Annotated in this window: 20 protein-coding genes; 8 read left to right on the plus strand and 12 right to left on the minus strand. The window is 68.8% G+C overall.

What is annotated here, in order from left to right:
• Positions 1 to 115 precede the first annotated feature (115 nt).
• Positions 116 to 1,600 (minus strand): ATP-binding protein, encoded by a 1,485-nt coding sequence (locus JK358_RS04530; protein ID WP_201943956.1) that lies wholly within the window; start codon positions 1,598 to 1,600, stop codon positions 116 to 118.
• Between the two features lie 204 nt (positions 1,601 to 1,804).
• Between JK358_RS04530 and JK358_RS04535 the strand changes: the two genes are divergently transcribed.
• Positions 1,805 to 2,203, plus strand: coding sequence for a nuclear transport factor 2 family protein (locus JK358_RS04535; protein ID WP_201943958.1), 399 nt, complete (start codon positions 1,805 to 1,807; stop codon positions 2,201 to 2,203).
• A 10-nt stretch (positions 2,204 to 2,213) separates the two neighbouring features.
• Here JK358_RS04535 and JK358_RS04540 read toward each other — a convergent pair whose 3' ends face one another.
• Genes JK358_RS04540 through JK358_RS04560 form a run of 5 tightly spaced genes read right to left on the minus strand, consistent with a single transcriptional unit; the run spans position 2,214 to position 7,272 of the window.
• The gene (locus tag JK358_RS04540) at positions 2,214 to 2,843 is read right to left on the minus strand and encodes an ABC transporter ATP-binding protein (protein ID WP_201943960.1); all 630 of its coding nucleotides are present in this window, start codon (positions 2,841 to 2,843) and stop codon (positions 2,214 to 2,216) included.
• A complete protein-coding gene (locus tag JK358_RS04545; RefSeq protein ID WP_307817289.1) occupies positions 2,837 to 3,832 on the minus strand; it encodes an ATP-binding cassette domain-containing protein in 996 nt (331 codons plus the stop codon). Before JK358_RS04545 ends, JK358_RS04540 begins: the two co-directional genes overlap by 7 nt.
• On the minus strand, positions 3,829 to 4,650 hold the full coding sequence (locus tag JK358_RS04550; RefSeq protein WP_201943962.1) for an ABC transporter permease: 822 nt from the start codon (positions 4,648 to 4,650) through the stop codon (positions 3,829 to 3,831). The genes JK358_RS04545 and JK358_RS04550 overlap by 4 nt, the downstream gene beginning before the upstream one ends.
• Complete coding sequence (locus tag JK358_RS04555) at positions 4,643 to 5,710, minus strand: ABC transporter permease (RefSeq protein WP_372440636.1); 1,068 nt, start codon at positions 5,708 to 5,710, stop codon at positions 4,643 to 4,645. The genes JK358_RS04550 and JK358_RS04555 overlap by 8 nt, the downstream gene beginning before the upstream one ends.
• Positions 5,671 to 7,272: an ABC transporter substrate-binding protein gene (locus JK358_RS04560; RefSeq protein ID WP_201943964.1), complete on the minus strand. Its 1,602-nt coding sequence runs from the start codon at positions 7,270 to 7,272 to the stop codon at positions 5,671 to 5,673. Before JK358_RS04560 ends, JK358_RS04555 begins: the two co-directional genes overlap by 40 nt.
• 82 nt (positions 7,273 to 7,354) lie before the next feature.
• Here JK358_RS04560 and JK358_RS04565 point away from each other — a divergent pair, with 82 nt between their 5' ends.
• The 4 genes from JK358_RS04565 (at position 7,355) to JK358_RS04580 (ending at position 11,371) form a co-directional block, all read left to right on the plus strand.
• Positions 7,355 to 7,690: an ArsR/SmtB family transcription factor gene (locus JK358_RS04565; protein ID WP_201943966.1), complete on the plus strand. Its 336-nt coding sequence runs from the start codon at positions 7,355 to 7,357 to the stop codon at positions 7,688 to 7,690.
• Positions 7,691 to 7,781: 91 nt separating this feature from the next.
• Positions 7,782 to 8,492, plus strand: a complete 711-nt coding sequence (locus JK358_RS04570; RefSeq protein WP_201943968.1) for a GntR family transcriptional regulator — start codon at positions 7,782 to 7,784, stop codon at positions 8,490 to 8,492.
• A gap of 219 nt (positions 8,493 to 8,711) precedes the next feature.
• Positions 8,712 to 10,475: a flavin monoamine oxidase family protein gene (locus JK358_RS04575; RefSeq protein ID WP_201943976.1), complete on the plus strand. Its 1,764-nt coding sequence runs from the start codon at positions 8,712 to 8,714 to the stop codon at positions 10,473 to 10,475.
• Between the two features lie 128 nt (positions 10,476 to 10,603).
• Positions 10,604 to 11,371 (plus strand): phosphotransferase family protein, encoded by a 768-nt coding sequence (locus JK358_RS04580; protein WP_201943978.1) that lies wholly within the window; start codon positions 10,604 to 10,606, stop codon positions 11,369 to 11,371.
• Here the strand turns inward: JK358_RS04580 and JK358_RS04585 are convergent.
• On the minus strand, positions 11,361 to 12,179 hold the full coding sequence (locus JK358_RS04585; RefSeq protein WP_201943980.1) for an SDR family oxidoreductase: 819 nt from the start codon (positions 12,177 to 12,179) through the stop codon (positions 11,361 to 11,363). The genes JK358_RS04580 and JK358_RS04585 overlap by 11 nt on opposite strands.
• 111 nt (positions 12,180 to 12,290) lie before the next feature.
• On the opposite strand from JK358_RS04585, the gene JK358_RS04590 reads away from it, so the two are divergent.
• Positions 12,291 to 13,358 carry an AraC family transcriptional regulator gene (locus JK358_RS04590; RefSeq protein WP_201943982.1) on the plus strand — a complete coding sequence of 356 codons (1,068 nt, stop codon included), beginning with the start codon at positions 12,291 to 12,293 and terminating at the stop codon, positions 13,356 to 13,358.
• On the opposite strand, the gene JK358_RS04595 is transcribed toward JK358_RS04590, so the two are convergent.
• The 3 genes from JK358_RS04595 to JK358_RS04605 form a co-directional block, all read right to left on the minus strand.
• Positions 13,297 to 14,265 carry an NAD-dependent epimerase/dehydratase family protein gene (locus JK358_RS04595; protein WP_201943984.1) on the minus strand — a complete coding sequence of 323 codons (969 nt, stop codon included), beginning with the start codon at positions 14,263 to 14,265 and terminating at the stop codon, positions 13,297 to 13,299. The two genes, JK358_RS04590 and JK358_RS04595, sit on opposite strands and share 62 nt — an antisense overlap.
• On the minus strand, positions 14,265 to 15,440 hold the full coding sequence (locus tag JK358_RS04600) for an MBL fold metallo-hydrolase (RefSeq protein ID WP_201943985.1): 1,176 nt from the start codon (positions 15,438 to 15,440) through the stop codon (positions 14,265 to 14,267). Before JK358_RS04600 ends, JK358_RS04595 begins: the two co-directional genes overlap by 1 nt.
• Positions 15,441 to 15,530: 90 nt before the next feature.
• The gene (locus JK358_RS04605) at positions 15,531 to 15,923 is read right to left on the minus strand and encodes an amino acid permease (protein ID WP_232850791.1); all 393 of its coding nucleotides are present in this window, start codon (positions 15,921 to 15,923) and stop codon (positions 15,531 to 15,533) included.
• A 109-nt stretch (positions 15,924 to 16,032) separates the two neighbouring features.
• Here JK358_RS04605 and JK358_RS04610 point away from each other — a divergent pair, with 109 nt between their 5' ends.
• Positions 16,033 to 17,187, plus strand: a complete 1,155-nt coding sequence (locus tag JK358_RS04610) for a DmpA family aminopeptidase (protein WP_201943987.1) — start codon at positions 16,033 to 16,035, stop codon at positions 17,185 to 17,187.
• On the opposite strand, the gene JK358_RS04615 is transcribed toward JK358_RS04610, so the two are convergent.
• Together JK358_RS04615 and JK358_RS04620 are read right to left on the minus strand one after the other, a co-directional pair.
• Positions 17,174 to 17,377 carry a DUF397 domain-containing protein gene (locus JK358_RS04615; RefSeq protein ID WP_201943994.1) on the minus strand — a complete coding sequence of 68 codons (204 nt, stop codon included), beginning with the start codon at positions 17,375 to 17,377 and terminating at the stop codon, positions 17,174 to 17,176. The two genes, JK358_RS04610 and JK358_RS04615, sit on opposite strands and share 14 nt — an antisense overlap.
• Positions 17,367 to 18,275 (minus strand): helix-turn-helix domain-containing protein, encoded by a 909-nt coding sequence (locus tag JK358_RS04620; protein ID WP_201943996.1) that lies wholly within the window; start codon positions 18,273 to 18,275, stop codon positions 17,367 to 17,369. Before JK358_RS04620 ends, JK358_RS04615 begins: the two co-directional genes overlap by 11 nt.
• 200 nt (positions 18,276 to 18,475) lie before the next feature.
• Between JK358_RS04620 and JK358_RS04625 the strand changes: the two genes are divergently transcribed.
• Complete coding sequence (locus JK358_RS04625; RefSeq protein WP_201943998.1) at positions 18,476 to 18,766, plus strand: hypothetical protein; 291 nt, start codon at positions 18,476 to 18,478, stop codon at positions 18,764 to 18,766.
• The last annotated feature ends 16 nt before the right edge of the window (positions 18,767 to 18,782 follow it).

Consider the following 18,782-nt stretch of genomic DNA (forward strand, 5'->3'; position numbering starts at 1 on the left):
TCGCGCTGTTCGATTCGAATTCCGAGTTCGAGAAACGCTACCGGCGCGCAGGGCGGAATCGCGGTGCCGAACTGTTCGCGAACAATCGAACGACATCGCGCGCCGCGCCGCGAATTCAGAAGATGGCCTGCTGAATACGCCGCTCGGCCAGACGGCCGGTTTCCTGCATCAGGAGGCTCCCGATCAGCCTGGGCATGATGTAACGCTCCGGCGTCGAAACCCGGTGCAGCAGACCGCTATCCACCAGGGTGTCCATTACGTGCTCGGCGGCGTCGACCGATATGTGCAGGTGCCGCGCCAATCCGATCGGGGTGACCTCGTCACAGCCGCGACCGAGCATATGCACCACATGCTTTCCCAGCGGCGGCAGCGAGAGATAGGCGGGCAGTAGCGCATTCGCGAGTCCGATATCGCCGATGCGCAACCAGTTGGCCACATTCACCCCGGCATCGAGGCGCTCGGCCACCTCGCGCAGCCCGCGGCCCGGCTGCGCGGCGATCTTGCGCCCGGCCACTGTCACGGCCAGCGGCAAATATCCGCAGAACTCCGCGATTCGTAGTGCGGCGGCGGGTTCGGCGCGTACCCGCTCGCCGCCGATGAGCACGCGCAGCAGATCCACGGCTTCGGTTCGAGGCAGCGGCGCCATGATCACCCGCCGCACTCCCTCCAGCCCGAGCAGCCGGGACCGGCTGACGACCAGGACCCGGCTGGCCGGCGTATGCGCCAGCAGCGGCCGCACCTGAGCCTCGTCGCGCACATTGTCCAGCAGCACGAGCACCCGGCGCTGCGCGAGAATCGACCGGTACAGCCCGATCCGGTGGGTGGCGTCACCCGGGACGGCGGCCGCCGGAACCCCCAGCGCGAGCAGGAAACCGCCCAGCACGTCCGTGGCCGCGAGCGCGTCCTCGGTGGTCCCGCACATATCGGCCCACAGTTGCCCGTCCGGGAATTCGGGCGCCGCCCGATGCGCGTACCGCAGCGCGAACGCCGTCTTGCCCACCCCGACCGGACCACGAATCACCAGCGGCGCGTGCGAGCCCACGCCTTCGTACGGTGCGGTCACCACCTCGAACTCCGCCTCCCGGCCGACGAAATCGAGTGGCGCGACCGGCAATTGCGCGGGCCGCGGCCACCCGATACCCGCGCCCGCCAGCCCGGCCGATCCCGGCGTCCACGCCGACCCCGCCGATCGCAGCGTCCACGCCGACCCGGCCGATCCTGGCGTCCACGTCGGCCCGCCGCCCGCTGCCGAGGCCGATCCTGGTGCCGAGGGCGATGCCTCCTCGCCGCTGCCCGGTTCAGCCGGGCCCGGTGATTCGCCGGTGAGTGGCGGGGACGCGCGCGCCCGCTCCGCTCGCCAGCGGCGCTCCCATGCGCCGATGTCGCCGTCGCAGGCCTTCACGAAGGCCAGCGTCACCGGCAGTGTGGGCAGCCGGTACCCGCCCGCGGCCTCCGACAGCACGGAGGGCGAGTACATGACGATTCCCGCCATTCGCCGGTACGACGGATTTCCCGCGGCCGCGCGCAGACTCCGCAGATCCTCCGCGAAGGCGGACAGTCGGCTCCCGCTCGCGCCGACGGGCTTCTCGCGTCTACCCATGTGGCTTCGACTCTCTTCCGAATCACGCTGCGGCACAGTTCCTCTCCCCGGATCGCCGCCCCCGCACCGCGCATTAACGCGCGGCGTCAGCCCCCTCTATACCGGCCGCCGAACCCCGCGCGCATAGGTCGATCGACCGATGCCGGTCACCCGGTGCGGGGTCGAATATGTATGGGAGCCATCACCGTTCGACGGAGAGATCCCATGTGCGCAGCCTGTAAGCCCAGCAATGCCGATACCGTCTGCACCCTGTACGCCGCATTCCTCACCGGCGATATCGCCCACCTCCGGGACTGCGCTCCGGCCGAGGTCACGACGTTCTTCGAGCGGCTGTCACACTGGCTGGTGCAGGACTTCACGCTCCTCGACCTCGTCGGCACCGGCGCCCGGGTGGTGGCCGAGGTGGAAGTGGACCTGATCCTGCCCAACGGCGGCCGGATCATCGATCAGGAACTGCATCTGTGGACCTTCGACGCGGACGGCCAGGTGATCGGGTTCCGGCACTACGGCGATACGGCCAAGCAGCACGCCGCGGACCGAGGCGAGGACATCTCCGGCGCGGCGGGAGAACGCCTCGTCAGCAGTACCGGATTCGGCAGGTGAGGCGGCCCGGTCACGCCACCAGCGCACCCGCTCGCATAGTGCGGACAGCGCCGCAGCAGGCGGCCAGCAGGGACTCGTCGTGGCTGACGAGCAGTACCCCCATCTCGTCGGCGGCGGCACGGTCCACGAGCAGACGGGCGATGGCGGCGGTGGTCGCGGCATCGAGCATCGCGGTGGCCTCGTCACACAGCAGGTAGCGCGGCCGCTGCACGAGAGCGCGTGCGACACAGGCACGTTGGAGCTGACCGTCGCTGACCTCGTGCGGGCGTCGGGTCAGCAGGTCGGGGGTCAGGCCCACGGCGGCGGCGTGCGCGACGATATCCGGGGATCGTTCGCCCCGGATGCGCGCGGGCTCGCCGATGATGCGCGCCAGCGTATAGCGCGGGTTGGTGGAATTGCGCGGGGACTGGAACACCACCGCGATCTCGGTGCCGCGGGAACGAATCGGACGGCCGTCGAGGGTGACCGATCCGGCGGTGGGCATGGTCAGTCCCGCCAGCACCCGCACGAGAGTCGTTTTACCGGAACCGGATTCGCCCTTCAGCCCGGTGACTCGACCGGCCTCCAGGGTGAAATCGACATTGTCGACGGTTCTTTCCGCGCCACGGTATCCAGCGGTCACGCCGGTGGCGGTCAGCACGAGTCACCTCGTTTCCGAATCATGCGCGGTCCCTGGGCAGTCGGCACGGCGTCGCGCCCGAGATAGGGATGGTCGAGTGACAGGTTGGTCAGCGCGGTGGGCGGATGCGGCAGCGGCGTGAGCCCGCGCTCCGGCAGGGCGGCCAGGAGATCGCGGGTGTAGTCGTGCCACGGGTCGGCGAGCACCTCGGCCGCCGGACCGGATTCGACCACATGCGAGGCGTACATGATCGCCGCGTCGTCGGCGACCCCGGTGCGCAGCAGGGCACTCAGATCATGGGTGATGAGCAGCACCGCCGCCCCCTCGTCGGCGCAGCGGCGCAGCAGGCGCAGCGTGTGGTCGGTGCGCGCGTGGTCCAGGCCCGAGGTGGGTTCATCGGCCACGATCACCTCCGGATCTCCGGCGAGGGCCGCCGCGACCGCCGCGCGCTGCGCCATACCGCCAGACAGTTCGTGCGGATACCGATCGAGCGCTTCCGGCGGGAAGTCGGCCCGCCGCGCCAGTTCCGCACAGGTGTGGCGCGAGCCCACCGCTTCGATCGTCTCCAGCAGTTGCGAGCCGATGGTGCGTACCGGCGTGAAATGCGTTGCCGGAGACTGCGGTACGAGCGCCACCCGCCGTCCACGATAGGAGCCGTCACCAGCGAGCACATCGACGGCCCGATCGGCGGCACCGATGCGCACCGCGCCGCTCACCACCGCGGTGCGCGGCAGCATGCCCAGCACCGCGGCAGCGACCATGGACTTCCCGCACCCGGATTCACCGGCGAGCGCGGTCAGTGTCCCGCGCCGGACCGACAGGGTGACATCGGTGACCGCGTGCACGACCTCGGCGCGTGCGGTCCGGGCGGGACGCGACGCGCCCACAGCGCCGCGACGCAGCGGAATTCGGCGGCGCGGCGCGGTCGTACCGTTGTGGTGCAGCGGAATTCGCACCGTGAGCCCCGCGATATCCAGTCCCCCCGGATGCTTCGGATCGGTGTCGGTCACAGGGGCACCTTCGACGGTTTCGGCGGAATGAGTAGCATGCGCAGCGCCGATCCCGCGACGGCCACCGCCAGGGTCGTCACCACCAGCACGCCCGCCGGGAACACCAGCGTCCACCAGCCGCCGAGCAGCAGGGAGCTGCGCGCCTCCGACAGCAGCGTGCCGAGGCTGGGTTCATGGGGCGACAACCCGAATCCCAGGAACGACAGGGTGGATTCGTGCCATACGGCGTGCGGGAGCAGGAGCACCACGGCGATCAGCGCCTGCGGTGCGACGGCGGGCAGCAGATGCCGAGCCAGGACATGCCCGCGGCTCGCACCCGCCAGCCGGGCGGCGGCGATGTATTCCCGATCGCGCAGGCCCAGGGTCTCCGCGCGGACGATCCGCGCCACCTGCACCCAGTGCGTCAGTCCGATGGACAGCACCACGGCCACGACGCTGCCCCGGAACAGGGCGACGATCACGATGCCGAGCAGCAGGTGCGGCAGGGCGTTCGCGGTGTCGGCGATGCGCATGACGACGCGGTCGATCCAGCCCCCGGCCAGCGCGGACGCCGTACCCACGAGCACGCCGAGCACGGTGGCCAGCAGGGCGGATCCGATCGCCACCAGCAGGGAGACCCGGATGGCGGCGGCGATGCGCACGAACAGATCCCGCCCGGCGGCATCGGTGCCGAACCAGTGCGCACCCGACGGGGCCTGCCGGGCGATCGCGAAATCCGTGATGCGGTCGTCGATACCGCTGATCCAGGGCACCAGCACGGCGTAGACCGCCACGGCGAGCAGCACACCCAGTGCGAGAGACAGCCGCCGTCTACCCATCGGCCCGCACCCTCGGATCCAGTAGGGCGCAGGCGATATCGGCCAGCAGCGACCCGAGCAGCACCGCGCCGGTGGCACCCACGGTGAGCAGGGCGAGCAGCGGCATATCCAGATCCGTCGCCGATTTCACGAACGCGCCCGCGATGCCGGGCCAGGAGAAGATCTCCTCCACCAGTACCGCGCCCACCACGATCTCGGGCAGGCGCACCCCGAGGATCGTGACGAACGGGCCGAGCGAGACCGGAACGATGTGCCGTCGAACAATTTTCGCGGTGTCGATGCCGCGCGCCGCCGCACCGGCGACGAAGTCCTCACCCCGGTTGTCCGACACCGATTCCCGCACCGCCAGCAGCAACCAGGGCAGCTGGGACACCGCCAGCACCGTCACCGGAAGCACCAGGTGTTCGAGCACCTGGACGAGATCCGGGTCGGCTCCGGCGTCGGATGCGCCCGCGGGCGGCAGCCAGCCCAGTCCGACCGCGAAGATGCCGATGGCGGCCAGCGACAGCACGAACGGCGGAAGCCCTTGAATGGCAACGCAGACGGCGGCGACGGCACGGTCGAGCAGTCCGCCGCGATGCATGCCCGCCCAGACGCCCACGGTGAGAGCGATCAGAACGGCCAGGGTCATACCCACGCCCACCAGCAGCATGGTCCACGGCAGTCGTTCGGCCAGCACCTGGCTCACCGGTTGCGCGTAGCTGCGGGAGCTGCCGAGGTCGCCGGAGGCCAAGGCGTGCAACCAGTTTCCGTACAACCGGTACCAGGGCGCGTCGAGGCCGAGTTCGGCCGCGATGACCGCGCGATCGGCCCGGCTGGTGGTCACGTACCTGTCACCGAGATAGCCGACCAGCGGATCGAACGGCGAGACCGCGGCCGCGGCGAACAGCCCCAGCGATACCAGCGCCAGCACCGGCGGCACGGCCAGCAGCCGCCGACCGGCCATGCGGCCCAGACCTCGGTCACGAAACCGGCTGCGCCGCACCATTTCCGGGCCGGGTGGGACCACGGCGGAGGCGGTTACCGAGTCCACGTCTGCAGTGACCACCACGGTCCCCAGGTCACGCCGTGCGCATGCGGCTCCAGCACCGGGCCGGACATCGTCCATCCGGAATCCTTCGCGACATAGGTGTGGTCGAGGAACACCAGGAACACATACCCGGGATCGCCGATGTAGGCGGTTTGCACCTCGCGGTAGGCGGCGGCCCGTTCGGCTGGATCGGTGCTGCGCCGCGCCTTGTCCAGCAGTGCGTCGAAGGCCGGATTGGCGTGGCGGCTGGCATTGTCGTAGACGCTGCCCACCTCCGGCCGCAGGTAGGAGGAGTGCAATGTCTTGTACGCCTGTGTATCCGGGTCGTACGGCTCGTCACCGCCGCCCAGCAGGATCCCGTCGCGCTCCACCCGCGGTTCGATCCGATCCCAGGACAGCGCTTCGAGATTCACCTCCACACCGACCTTGCGCGCGTCGGAGGCGAAGGCCTGTGCGATATCTCGGCGCAGGGTGTCCGAGGAGTTGTACATGATGGTGAAAGCCGCTCGGCGGCCGTCTTTCTCGCGGATCCCGTCGGAGCCGGCGCGCCATCCGGCCGCGTCCAGGATCGATCCGGCCAGTCCGCGATCGAAGGCGAACACCGCGTCCGGATTGTGCGCGGCCCCGTACACCTCCGGGAACGGGGTGTAGGCCGCGCGCCCGTATCCGCCGAGCACATTGTCGATCATGGCTTTCCGGTCGACCGCGAGGTTGAGCGCACGCCGGATGGCCGGATCACCGGTGACCGGGTTGCCCGACGGCAGCGACACGCCACGCCAGTCGGCGGAGGTGTTCGACGACACCGTCATTCCGTCCCGTCCGGCGAAGGTGCCCGCCAGCAGCGGCGGCAGATTCGTGCCGTCGAGTTCCCCGGCGGCCATCCGCTGCGCGCGGGTGTTGTCATCGGGGACGTACAGCAGGGTCAGCTTCTTGACCTGCGGCACCGGCCCCCAATAGTTTTCGTTCGCTTCGAACACGGCCCGATCCGGCGACAGCGCGGTCAGCCGGTACGGCCCGGTGCCGATCGGCTCGGTGTTGAGCGTCGATTCCGCGGCGGGGCCGGGGGTGGCCACCGCCTCGGACGGCACGATGCCGATGAGCAGTTTGGTCGGGAAGGCGGCGTAGGGGTAGCGCAGCGTGAACCGCGCGGTCGCCGGATCCACCGCCTCCACCCGATCGATCATCTCGAACGACGACCGCGCCTCCGAGGCCGAGGCCGGATCCAGAATCGCCCGGTAGGTGGCCACCACATCCGCGGCGTCGAAAGCCGAACCGTCGGTGAATGTCACGCCCTGCCGCAGCGGAACGGTCCAGGTCGTCGCGGTCGGGTCGGCGGTGGGCAGTGCGGTGGCGAGCGCGGGTTCGAAGGTGGGCAGGCCGGTGCCGCCGCCGAGGCGCAGCAGCCCGTCGTACATCTTCGCCTCACCGGCGGCCCCGTAGCCCGCGATCGGGTTGTAGCCGCCGAGTTCGTGACCGTCGGCGAGGACGAGCGAATTCCCGTCGGCCGGCGTGGGCGTTCCGCACGCCGACACGGTCGCCGCGAGTACCGACAGCACGCCGAGCACGCGCAACGTCCCGGGTCCTACCCTCATCCGACACCCTTCCATCAGTTCATCTGTTCAGACGGACAGATAATAAGGGCACGGTGGCCGACGGACTACGCTGAGCACCATCATGGGAGAACCGCAGTCCTTGCAGGGATCGCCGGCCGAGCGTGGACGGCACGCGATCCAGGATGTCGACATCCACGCGTGGTCGCGCCGCTTCGGCCTGCTCGCCGACCCCAACCGGCTCGAGATCCTGCTGTGCCTGCACCGCTCCCCCGGCATCAGCGTGCGGGAACTCGCCGAGGCCACCGGGCGCAGCGAGAACGCCGTCTCGCAGGCGCTGCGCATTCTGCGGCACGAGAACTGCATCATGTCCGAACGGATCGGGCGCTCGGTGGTGAACCGGCTCGACGACGCGGTGATCCACGAGATCCTGCACAATATCGGCGCCGAACACGGTTGACACCCAAGACCATTGGCCCGTGAGAGGTTGCTAACCTGGTCGTTACCGGGCGTGACGGCCGGGAAACCGCGAATTCATAGCGTATACCGGCATGTCGACACCATCGAGTGCACAGACGGAAACCACCGGACGACACCTGCGCGACACGGTGTACGCGACCCTGCGCGACGAATTGGTCAACGGCCGCATCAAATTCAGTCAGCGTCTCACCGAGCCGAAGGTCTCGGCGCGGTTCGGGATCTCCCGGACCCCGGCGCGCGAGGCCCTCGCCATGCTGTGCGCGGACGGGCTGCTGCAGCGCGAGGAGGTCGGATTCACCCCGGTGCGGCCCAGCATCCCCAAGGTTCGCGACCTCTACGAGTTGCGAATAGCGTTGGAGCTGGCCGGTATTCAGCGCGCCATCACCAATCCGGAAGTGGTGCACGACCACGAGCTGCTGCGGCTGGAACGCGAACGCTGGCTGGCGCTACAGGCCGACCCGCCCGCCCAGGAACCCGGATTCGTGGCCGTGGACGAGGAATTCCATGTGGCCCTGCTCTCCTCGGCGGGCAATGGCGAACTGGTGCGCGCGCTGGTGGCGGTGAACGCCCGCATCCGGCACGTCCGGATGTACGACTTCATGGTCAACAACCGCATCGAGGTGACCATCGCCGAACACCTCGCCATCCTGGATGCCGTTCTCGCAGACCAACTCCCCCACGCCCACGAACTGCTCCGCCTGCACATCGGCGAATCCCTGGACGTCGTGCTGGAGCGGGTCACCCGCGCCATCGTCGCCATGTCCATGGCCACCGAGGACTAGCGGCGGCCGGCAGCTCGACACGATCCTGATCGCCCACCGCGGCGAGATCGCAGCCCGCACCGCCGTCGGGTGGCTCAGTGGTGGCGACGCTCCGACGCTGGGCGACTCGCCCGCGCCAGCGGGGAGCTGACCCGAGTTCGGCATGCGCACGGTGGTTTTCCGGTACGTTCGGCCGCCGTTGACCAGACGGGCGCACCGCCCGGGGCGAGAGGATCGGGAATGTCGGAAGGCGGGGTTTCCCGGCGCCGTCTGCTGACCGCGGCGGTGACGGCGGGCGCGTTCGCCTCCGGCGCGCTGGCCACCACGGCCGGCAGCAGTACGCGGACCGGCGGGGACAGCGTCTCCCAGGAACGCAGCGAAGCGCTGGCGCGGGAACTGCTCGGGGTCGGTGCGGATGGCGGCGATCTCACGCTGACCTATCTGAAGACGCTGGTCGACACCGGGTTACCCGCTGCTCGGGAACCCCGGCGCATCATCGTGGTCGGGGCCGGGCCCGCCGGTCTGAGTGCGGCGACCCTGCTGGCCGAGGCCGGGCATCGGGTCACCGTGCTGGAGGCCAACGGCAATCGCACCGGCGGACGGGTGAAGACCTTTCGCGGGGTGTTCTCCGATCCCGCGCTCTACGCCGAGGCGGGGGCGATGCGGCTGTCCAGTGCCCATCCGATGGCCTTGGCGCTGGCCGACAAGCTCGGGGTGCGACGGCGGCCGTTCTACAACTCCGATGTGCTTCCGGAGACGGTCACGCCCGCGACTCCGGCGGTGTTCTACCGATCGTTCACCGGCGAGGAATGGTCCAACGGCCCCGCATCGCGGTATGTGCATCCGCCCGCGGCCGGCCGGAGCCTGATCACAGTCAACGGAAAGACCGTCACCCGAGCCGAATACGCCGCGAACCCGGCCGCGGTGCACGCGGGCTTCGGGTGCGCGCTCGACGAATCCGGCGGCAGCACACTCGACGCCGTGCTGCGAGCGTGCGCCCCCGGCACCGATCAGCCGATCGAACGCCAGGTCGAGTCATGGTCGAAACTGCTGGAAACCTACGAAAACCATTCCCTGCGTGGATTTCTCCAGGAGCAGGGCTGGACCCGCCGGCAGTTGGACGCGGTCGGTACCCTGGAGAATCTCACCTCGCGCCTACGGCACAGCATCGTCTTCCCCCTCGTCGACCACTCACTGATCCCGCGCCAGGCCACCTACTGGGAACTCGAGGGCGGCATGGCCACCCTCACCGACGCACTGACCCGACAGCTCGGATCAGCGATCCTGCTGGGCAAGCGGATGACCCGCCTGGAGCAGACCGACCACAGTGTCCGCGTCTGGACCACCGCCGAATCCGGCGACGAACACTCCGACGGCCATCCCGTCGACCCCGTCGAATCCTTCGACGCCGACTACGCCCTTCTCGCCATCCCCCTGACCGCGATGCGATTCTGCACCTTCGACCCGCCCCTGTCCTACGACAAACGCCGAGCCGTCATCGAGTTCCACCACGACGCGGCCACAAAAGTATTGCTGGAGTTCAAGACTCGCTTCTGGGAGCAGGGCCCCACCGGATTCCGCGGCGGCAGCTGCCTCACCGACTCCCCCAGCCGCAGCATCCGCTTCCCCTCCCACGTGGAAGGCTCCGACGGCGGCGTGGTCCTCGCCTCGTACACCCTCGCCGACGACGCCCTGCGCTGGGACTCCCTCACCGACAGCGAACGAATCCACTTCGCCCTCACCGGCATGCGCGACCTCTTCGGCCCCCGCGTGGACACCGAATTCACCGGCACCGGCCGCTCCCAGAGCTGGCTCCGCAACCGCTACGCCCTCGGCGAAGCCGCCTTCCCCACCCCCGGCCAACTCCACGAACACCACCACGCCACCCGAACCCCGGAGGGCCGCATCCACTTCGCCGGCGACCACACCAGCCTCAACACCGCCTGGATAGAAGGCGCACTGGAAAGCGGAGTCCGCTCAGCCCTCGAAATACACCACCGCTGAACCGATTCGGCGCTCCCCTCCCGGTCGGCAAACTCCGCCCGGTACACCGGGAACGGCGGCAGCAGATCACCGCCGCCGAGCTCGCGACCGCGAAAACCCCGCGACGGGAGCAATCGCCCCTGGCGATAATGACCGGCGTGAACGAAGTTCAGGTCGTCGCCGCCCACCAGGAGCGCGCGACCCTGCGCGTCGGCGACATGTTCCTGAAGGTCGACGCCGATCAGGTGAGAGCCGATATCGAGGTCGCGGCAATGACTTCGGCGCCCATCCCGACGCCGCGAATCCTCTGGCGAAATCCTCCGGTCCTCGCGCTGGGAGCCCTTCCCGGCGCTCCCCTGGGCTGTCTCGGCCAACCGTCCACCGCATCCCGCGCGGCGTGGACCGCGGCGGGTGCCACCGTGCGCACCCTGCACGATGCCCCGCTCCCGCCCGCCCCCGGCCGCAGTCCGGAACAAACCGCCGCCCTGCTCGACAGCGAGTGCGCCTGGATTCTCGAGCGCGAAATCCTCCCGGCCGAACTTGTCGCCCGCAACCGCCGGATCGCCGAATCCGCCCTGCGCCCATGGAAACCCGTATTCATCCATGGGGACCTACACATCGAAAACGACACGGTCACCGGCGTCATCGACTGGTCCGAAGCCGCGTCCGGCGACGCGCACTTCGACCTGGCCACGCTCACTCTCGGTCACCGATCCCACCTCGAGGACGTTCTGAGCGGTTACGCCATTCCTGTCGATCGCACCAGAATTCACGCCTGGTGGTCGCTGCGCAGTCTCCTCGGCATCCGCTGGCTGATCGAGCACGGCTTCGACCCCGCCACGCCGGGGTGTGAGGTCGACGTGCTGAAAGTTCAGGCGGGGTGGGGGGATTCGGGCCGGGGCGGGGTCAGGGGTTGAAGGTGTCCTGTTCGTAGGTTCGGCGGGATGCCTTGTCGCTGTGGGTGATCTGGTTGGGGACGAGGCGGGCCAGGAGGAGGTCTCGGGCGGATTGGGGGAGAAGGTCGACGAGGGGGGCTATGGCTACCAGGCGCGGGATGGGAACTTCGAAGCGGGGGTGTTGCAGGACTTCGAGGACGGCTCGGGCTACGTCGGCGGGTTGCAGGAGGCCGGTGGCGCCGGTGCTGGTGCCTCGGGCGAGTTCGGTGTCGACTACGCCGGGGAGGATGACCGAGATCTCGATGCCGGTGCCCTGGAGTTCGGTGCGGACGGCGCGGAGGTAGCCGAGGACGCCGTGTTTGGTGGCGGCGTAGGTGGCCTCGCCGGGAGGTGAGACCTTCGAGGCCGCGGAGGCGATGGTGATGATGTGGCCGGAGCCTCGGGCGCGCATGGCGGGGGTGACGAGTTGGGTGCCGCGGATCACGCCGTGGAGGTTCACCGCGAGTTGGCGGTGGATCGCTTCTTCCGGCTCGGCGTCGAAGCTGCCCACCCACATGACGCCCGCGTTGTTGATGAGGACGTCGATCGGGCCGAGTTCGGATTCGACCGACTCCAGGAAGGTCGTGAAGGAGGCGGTGTCGGTGACGTCGAGGGGGAAGGCCGCGACTTGGCCGGGCAGTTCGGAGGCTGTGCGGGCGGCGGCGGCCGCGTCGCGATCGCCGATGGCTACCCGGGCTCCGGCGCGGGCGAGGTGTTCGGCGATGGCGCGGCCGATGCCTGCCGCGCCGCCGGTGATGGCGACTACTCGTCCTGCTGTCGGCTTCTTCATGGCGCTCCTGCGATCGGCGGTTCGCAGAAATGTATGCCGGGAAGGCGCGCGGGTGTGAGTTCCCGTGCGGACAGATCGTTAGGATATTCGGACAGGAGGTGGGTGCGCGCGATGTTGCCGCTGGATTTGCGGCGCCCGCCGGCGAGTGCCCTGCTGCTGACGAATCTCGGAGCCGAGCACGGGGTGCCGGCCGAGGTGATGCTGCGGGATACGGGGCTCGCGTTCGAGGCGCTGAGCCAGCCACAGACCTCCGTAACCGGCGCGCAGGAGATGCGGATCGTTCGCAATTTGATTGGCGCCGTGGCAGATTCGGCGACACTCGGGGTCGAGGCGGGAGCCCGCTACCACGTGACCACGCACGGGGTGTGGGGTCTGGCGCTGTCGAGCTGTCCGACCCTGCGGGCCGCCATCGAGGTCGGATTACGCTATGTGGACCTGACATTCGCGTTCACCCGGATGTCGTTGGCGAGCGAGGGCGGACACACCCGGCTCTATCTGGACGCGGCGCATCTGCCCGCCGATCTGCGCCGCTTCTTCGTCGAACGGGAGACGGCGTCCACCGCCAATCTGGCCCGCCAGATCACCTCGGTCCCGGCGCTGTGGGGGCGGGCGTCCTTCGCGCATTCCGCGCCGCCGACACTGGAGCCGTACCTGGCGTTCGGGCCGCCGCCCAACTTCGACGCCGAGGCGAACTTCATCGAATTCGATCCGGCGATCCTCGATCTGCCACTGCCGCAGGCGGATCCGTACGCCGCCGCCAACTTCCAGGAGCAGTGCAGGCTGCTGCTCGAACAGTATCGCGCCCAGTCGGGATACGCGGGCCGGGTGCGGGAACTGCTCACCGCCGAGCCGGGACGGCTACCCGATATCGAAACCGTCTCCGCCGCACTGCATATGAGTTCGCGAACCCTGCGCCGCCACCTCGAACAGGAGGGCACGTCCTACCGCCGCCTGCTCGACGAGGTGCGCGAGACCCTCGCCGAAGAACTGTTGACCGCGGGCGTTCTCAGCGTCGGCGAGGTCGGACGCCGCCTGGGATATACGGATACGCCCAGCTTCACCGCCGCGTTCAAACGCTGGAAGGGCGGCATATCGCCGAGCGCCTACGCCCGGACCGCTACTCCCCCAGCACGCCCCGCGCCGCCAGCCAGCGCTCGGTCCGGTCCATCCCCGCGCTGAGATCGACGGCGGGCTCGTAGCCGAGCACCCGGCGCGCCTTGGCTATGGAATACGTTCCCGTCCTGGTGAAATAGCGCAGGCTGATCGGATTGAGCTCGGTCTTCACCCGGGCCAGCCGGGCCAGGCCCGCCACCACCCCGGACGCCGGAATCAGCGCCGAGGAGGGTAGCAGCACCGGCCCGCGCCGCCCGAGCATCCGGTAGTAGTGGCCGAAGAACTCCTTGCACGGCACGCCGGCGCCACCGCTGAGCGTGAACACCTGCCCCGCCGCGTCCGGATGCACGGCGGCCAGCAGGATGCCGTCCACGAGATCATCCACATAGACCGGGCTGAAAACACCATTTCCCATGGCGGGCAACGCGAATCGCCCGGCCTTGATCATCTCGACGGGCAGCACGGTCCACGGCCGCGACCCCGGACCGTAGACATCACCCGGCCGGATGACGGTCACCGCGATCTCCCCCGCCGCGTGCGCCTGCAACACCACCTGCTCCCCGGCAATCTTGGTGTCCACGTAGGGATTTCCATCCGGCCGCACCGGGTGGTCCTCGGTGACCCCGTCCGGGAACCCGGTGTCCGAGAACGCCCGCACCGACGACAACTGCACGAAACGCCCTGCGCCCCCGCGCTTGGCCGCGTCGAGGGCATGGCGGGTACCCACCACATTGACCCGCCACTGCGCCGCCATGTCCTCGGCGTTGGACACCACCGCCGCGGTATGGACGACCACCTCCGCCCCGGCGGCATGGTCCTGCCACGCCCCCGCCGCACCGATATCACCAGCCACCACGTCGACGTGCGGATCTGCCACGAGATCGACCCCGCACACCTCGTCCCCCCGCGCCCGCAACCGCTCGGCCAGCGTCCGCCCGATGAATCCCCGTGCCCCCGTGATGAATACGCGCATCACACGCCCTGTCGCAGGCTGCCGTGGCTGAACGTCGGCCGCGTGCCCGGAGCGTATCGGCTCGCGGTCAGCTCACTGGTCGGGAAGAACTGCAGGAACCGCTCATCGGCCTGCGACCGATCCACCAGCGTCTTCTCCACCACACAGAAGGCGTACTGCTGCGCCGTCGATTCCAGCGTATTCGCGTTGAGAATCAACTCCTGCCCCCACGCGGACGCCCACCCCGCCACCCCGGGAATCCGACTGTGCTGGGGCGTGAGGCATTCGGCGGCGATCACGTTCTCCGACATGGCCCAGATCCCGGAATCGGTATTGAGCACCAGCGTCTGATTCCCCGTCGCGTGTCCGGGAGTCCGCACGATCGCCACACCCGGTGCGAGCAACCGATCCCCGTCGATGGGCAGGATCCGCGCCGGATCCAGATCCACGAACGTCTCCGGCTGATACCACGGCCGCTGCAGCGGATGCAGATCCCGCATCGCCTCGAGCTCGTCCCGCTGCACCACCAGGCGCGCATTCGGAAACAGCGCGGGCACAGCGGATTCCGGCGAGATGTCGGCCTGCGGCCGCACCGTCCCGATCAACCGCCGCACATCCTGGGTGTGCAGGTGGTCGAAGGCCAGATAGTCGACCTCCGCCGGATCGATCCCCGCCTGCGCGACCCGTTCGGCGACCGTGGCGTGCTCGCGCAGCATCTGCCCCAGCACGATCTCCGGTGTCCGGCGGGCCAGCGCCGCGAAATACGGTGTGTTGCCGTCGAGTTCGACATCGCTGGGCTCCCACAGCAGGGTCCGCACCCGCCCGCCCGCCTCGGTCCAGCGCACGATCACCAGCCGATTCGTGATGAACAGGAACGGCGTCGGCGTCACCGACGCTCGCCACAACCCGAATTTCGTCGGATACGGCAGCGTCACCAGATCATGGGTCGCCGCCTGCTCCACCGTCCCGGTGGCGGCGAACTCCCGCCGGAACTCCCCCGCCGCGCTCCGCGCCATCCGCACCGCCGCGCCCGGCCCGCCCGGCGCGCTGTGCACCCGATCCAAGGTGGTGATCGCCGCGCCGAGATCCACGACCTCGGGAATCGGGATATTCAGCGGGTCCACGGATACCGGCGCCATGGGCGCGGCCGCCACGAACGAGTTCACCCGCGCGATCACATCGTTCACGATGGGCATCACAGCCTCCAACCAGCAGAGAAACGAAACCAGCACCACGAACCTACGATCCGGGCAACGTGGAGGGTCAGCCCTCACGCGGACAAGGATTTAGGATTTCCGGACATCCGGCCGTCGTCCACGGCAGATCAACACCACCAGGCCGAGGGTGCGGGTGGCCGGTCCCCAATGCGATGACCGAGATGATGAGCACCCGTTCACCAGCGTCAGCCCGAAGACGGCGAATCCGTTGGGCCGTCCCAGCAGCCGTGCGACCCAGGTGTATTCGCCGCCCGCGATGGGGTAGGCGGTGGCCAGTTCGGCGTAGCACAGACCCACGAAGACCGACACCGGAATGATGATGAACACGCTCGACGCCGGCGTCACCGCGGAAAGCGTGATGAGGATGTTCTCGCCCATACCCAGTGCGCGGGCGAGCTGCTGGGGATACCGGGAGCGATCGGCTTCGTCGGGACCGGGAACGATGGAGGCGGATGTGGTCATGGCCCTGAATCGCGCCATGAGCAAACCGCGCGCCGCCGCGCTCATCCGCTCCTACGCCCGCACGGCTACCCGCTGTCCTGCTATCGAACTCCCGAAGGAAGAGGCGTAAATGACCGAGCCGCAAGTATTCTCGCCCGACGGCCGCCCCCGGGCCCGCGCCCTGGGCATCGCTCCGGCGGGGCGCCCGGGGGCGTGGAACGCCATCACCGACGTGCCCGGCGTGGAGGTCGGCTACGTCACGCTGATCAGCGGCGAGGGACCGCTGCGAGTGGGCGAGGGGCCGGTGCGCACGGGCGTCACCGCGGTTCTGGCGCGCGGGCGCGCCGGAGTCGGACGCCCCTGCGCCGCAGGACGGTACGCGCTCAACGGCAATGGCGAGATGACCGGCACTGCCTGGATCGACGAGGTGGGTCAGCTGAGCACGCCCGTCACCATCTCCAACACCCATGCGGTGGGCGCGTGCCATACCGGGTCCGTGCGCTGGATCAACACCACCCATCCCGCCATCGCCCGCGAATGGCTGCTCCCGGTGTGCGCCGAGACCTGGGACGGGTATCTCAACGACATCAACGGCGAACACGTCACCCCGGAAATCGTTGCCCGCGCGCTGGATTCGGCGCGGTCGGGTCCACTGGCCGAAGGGTCGGTGGGCGGCGGGACGGGGATGAACTGCTACGCCTTCAAGGGTGGCAGCGGCACCGCGTCGCGACTGGTGGAGCTGGGCGAAACCACCTACACGGTAGGCGTTTTCGTCCAGGCCAACTTCGGCTCCCGCCGCGAGCTGACCATCGGTGGCCGCCGCGTGGGCCTCGAGCTCGAGGTCGAGAACCCCATGGAATCCACACCCCTGCACCATGATTCCCCGGCAGCGCCCGGGGGCGCGGGGTCGATCATCGCCCTGGTGGCCACCGACGCACCGCTGGATCCGCTGCAGTGCACGGCCATGGCCCGCCGCGTCCCCTTCGGCCTGGCCCGCTCCGGCACCACCGGAAGCCTGTTCTCCGGCGACCTGTTCCTGGCCTTCTCCACCGCCAACGACCACCCCTCCGACACCGCCTTCCCCCGCACCGCCACCCCGGAGCTCATCACCTCGACCCGAATGCCCTGGAACCGCATGGATTCCCTCTATGCGGCGGTAGTCGAAGCGGTCGAAGAATCGGTGCTCAACGCCCTGGTGGTCAACACCGACATGGTCGGGCGCGACGGCCACCGCTCCCCCGCGCTACCCCACGACGCCCTGCGTGAACTCCTCAAGAACAGGTGAACCTGTCCCCACACACCGCCGCCCCGAACACATCCCACTGGGCGGCGGTGAACACCAGTGCGGGACCAGGATTCTTCGAATCCCGCACCCCGACCAGACCACCATGCAGAAAGGCGACTTCCACGCACTGACCGCTGGTCTCGCTGTAGGAGCTCTTGAACCAGCGACCTTCCGACGGTTCAGCCTTCACTGTCGAATCTCCTTGCCGCCCGCCGCAACAGATCTCGCGTGCTCATCTCGTCCAGAGCTGTGCGCCGCAAGGCCTCGGAGAACTCATGGTAGCGCTCGACGACATCGCGCTTCTCGATGTAGAGATCGCTGCTCATCGCACCGTCAAGGTAGACGATCGGAGGCTCGAGCGGTTCTCCCCGGTTGTCGGTGCCGAAGTCGAGAAGGACGAAAGGCGTTGCGGGTAAACCCCATACCGTTCCCGCAGAGAAGGGATGCACCCGCAGCGACACATTGGGCCGTTTACCGATCTCCGCGAGCTCCCGGAGCTGACGAGCCATTACCTTCGGTCCGCCGATCACCCGGTGCAGCGCCGACTCGTGCAGCAGGATCTCGAGTTCGAGCGGTCGCGCCTTGCGTGTGACGATCACCTGCCGCTCCATTCGGATCTCCACGCGCCGCTCGATGTCCTCGTGGTTGCCGTCGACCAGGAATGCGCTGATCAGTCCGCGCGCATAGGCAGCGGTCTGCAGCAGGCCCGGCACCAACTCCTGGTACGTCACCATCTTTCGGGCCGCACGTTCCATGCTGACGTACATGTTGAACGCATCGGAGAACAACCCGCCCAGGGAGGTGACTCCGCTCTCGCCCTTGGCCGCAGCCGCACGCGACGCCAAACCGACCGCCTGCTCCGATTGTTCGTCGCCGACCTCGTACAGCGAGCAGAGCTCACGCACATCCTGCCGTCGCGGATTCACGGTGCGGCCGGTCTCCAGACGCTGCAGCGCATTGAAGCTCAACTGAACTTCCTTGGCCGCATTGGCAATCGACAGGCCCCGGCCCTCGCGAGCCTCGCGCAGAAACCTCCCCAGCTGCCGTCGCAGCAGTGTCGGCGGGGTGCCGTCTTCCCTTTCGGCCATGAATCGCTCCCGAATTTGTGAATGCCGGATCGAGCGGAATCTGCCTACCTATGTACCTCGAAACCGAATCGCATCTTGGCGTTTCGAATGAACTCATCTGAATATTCAGATTCCACTTATCCGGCGCACCCCCGGTGGTGTGCTGCGTCTGTCCGGTCAGCACCGTTCGTTCGATTCCCGAATCACGGGAGGTACCCACGATGGACGCCATGCGCGAGATCGAGCTCCGCGTACTGTGCGAGGTGATCGAGGCAGTCGAGGGGCTGCTGGTGAAGTTCGAAGCGACGGGCGGGGTGGTCGCCGTGACCAGGCCGCAGGCGTACGCGCTGGTCATTCAGGCGGTGATGGCCAGCGCGCGGGCCACCGGGCACCACGGTGCCGGGAGTCTGGCGCGTGCACCGCTACTGGACGCGATTCTCAGCGGCGCGGAGGAAACCCCCTGGGAGGCTGCGGTTTTCCGGGTACTCGTGGGGAGCCTGGCACTGCACTGATCCCGTCACGCTGCCC

The sequence above is a fragment of the Nocardia acididurans genome, from assembly GCF_016741815.1.
Lineage (GTDB): Bacteria > Actinomycetota > Actinomycetes > Mycobacteriales > Mycobacteriaceae > Nocardia > Nocardia acididurans.

Bases quoted from the DNA above. Each gene is read 5' to 3' on its own strand.
- JK358_RS04530 (WP_201943956.1), bottom strand. From the start codon at position 1,600: ATGGGTAGACGCGAGAAGCCCGTCGGCGCGAGCGGGAGCCGACTGTCC.
- JK358_RS04580 (WP_201943978.1), top strand. From the start codon at position 10,604: ATGACCGGCGTGAACGAAGTTCAGGTCGTCGCCGCCCACCAGGAGCGC.
- JK358_RS04560 (WP_201943964.1), bottom strand. From the start codon at position 7,272: ATGAGGGTAGGACCCGGGACGTTGCGCGTGCTCGGCGTGCTGTCGGTA.
- JK358_RS04535 (WP_201943958.1), top strand. From the start codon at position 1,805: ATGTGCGCAGCCTGTAAGCCCAGCAATGCCGATACCGTCTGCACCCTG.
- JK358_RS04575 (WP_201943976.1), top strand. From the start codon at position 8,712: ATGTCGGAAGGCGGGGTTTCCCGGCGCCGTCTGCTGACCGCGGCGGTG.
- JK358_RS04605 (WP_232850791.1), bottom strand. From the start codon at position 15,923: ATGACCACATCCGCCTCCATCGTTCCCGGTCCCGACGAAGCCGATCGC.
- JK358_RS04585 (WP_201943980.1), bottom strand. From the start codon at position 12,179: ATGAAGAAGCCGACAGCAGGACGAGTAGTCGCCATCACCGGCGGCGCG.
- JK358_RS04550 (WP_201943962.1), bottom strand. From the start codon at position 4,650: ATGGGTAGACGGCGGCTGTCTCTCGCACTGGGTGTGCTGCTCGCCGTG.
- JK358_RS04595 (WP_201943984.1), bottom strand. From the start codon at position 14,265: ATGCGCGTATTCATCACGGGGGCACGGGGATTCATCGGGCGGACGCTG.
- JK358_RS04620 (WP_201943996.1), bottom strand. From the start codon at position 18,275: ATGGCCGAAAGGGAAGACGGCACCCCGCCGACACTGCTGCGACGGCAG.
- JK358_RS04610 (WP_201943987.1), top strand. From the start codon at position 16,033: ATGACCGAGCCGCAAGTATTCTCGCCCGACGGCCGCCCCCGGGCCCGC.
- JK358_RS04590 (WP_201943982.1), top strand. From the start codon at position 12,291: ATGTTGCCGCTGGATTTGCGGCGCCCGCCGGCGAGTGCCCTGCTGCTG.
- JK358_RS04570 (WP_201943968.1), top strand. From the start codon at position 7,782: ATGTCGACACCATCGAGTGCACAGACGGAAACCACCGGACGACACCTG.
- JK358_RS04625 (WP_201943998.1), top strand. From the start codon at position 18,476: ATGGACGCCATGCGCGAGATCGAGCTCCGCGTACTGTGCGAGGTGATC.
- JK358_RS04600 (WP_201943985.1), bottom strand. From the start codon at position 15,440: ATGCCCATCGTGAACGATGTGATCGCGCGGGTGAACTCGTTCGTGGCG.
- JK358_RS04565 (WP_201943966.1), top strand. From the start codon at position 7,355: ATGGGAGAACCGCAGTCCTTGCAGGGATCGCCGGCCGAGCGTGGACGG.